This window comes from Paenilisteria riparia FSL S10-1204, assembly GCF_000525995.1.
GTDB lineage: Bacteria > Bacillota > Bacilli > Lactobacillales > Listeriaceae > Listeria_A > Listeria_A riparia.
This window is the reverse complement of sequence record NZ_AODL01000059.1, coordinates 1-700: the sequence shown is the minus strand read 5'-3', so window position 1 is coordinate 700 and position 700 is coordinate 1. Positions and strand designations below refer to the sequence as shown.

Here is a 700-nt window from a genome sequence, read left to right as displayed (position 1 = left end):
CAAGCCAACCCTTCAAACACACGACGGGAGAACATCGTTGGCGACCCTTTGATACTATTGATATTCAGCATATATTTGTACCCTTTATACGCCACATTCATCTCATTGTACGCAAGGCTTCCTATAACATTGGGCAAAAACTGCGCGGGAAATTGGAAATCCGGGGAGTGCCGTTCGAAGTTGCGATCATAAATCGCCAGGCCATATTTCTGCGTAATTCCTAAAATTTGATCCATATCTCGTCGGCGGTCTTCATGGCGATTCGCATAATAGGAACCTGCAAAACACATTTTATCGATGCGTTGTGGATATAATTGGATGGGGTTATGCATTTCTGGTTGAATCGCAAAACTTTGAGCAAAGACATTGTCATGTCCTGCAGCAGCTTTGTACTTGGGAATCATATCGGCATCGGTGGTATAAATATAATCAAAACAACTTCGCCGTATCGATAAATTTCTCATAGTGAATCGGGTCTTCTTTGTTCCAGAAAATCGTCGGTACTTCGTTTTGGCGGCACCAGTCGAGTAAACCAAGCAAGGCGCTACGGTCTTGGTTCGCATACCGACCGATTTTGTATTCCCAGGCCTTCTCATTGCCATGCCACGCAGATTCGACCATGAGTACATGGGGTTGTTCCCGCTCCAGCACTTCTTCCCAATTGTCCGGTGTAAAAGAAATCAGTTGCACTTCCTTGTCG

At 45.1% G+C, this 700-nt stretch carries 2 pseudogenes; both read right to left on the bottom strand.

Going from position 1 to position 700, the window contains the following annotated elements:
• Positions 1 to 464: pseudogene (locus PRIP_RS15975) on the bottom strand (DUF3880 domain-containing protein); the annotation flags it as partial.
• Positions 430 to 700: pseudogene (locus tag PRIP_RS17885) on the bottom strand (CgeB family protein); the annotation flags it as partial. The pseudogenes PRIP_RS15975 and PRIP_RS17885, both read right to left, overlap by 35 nt.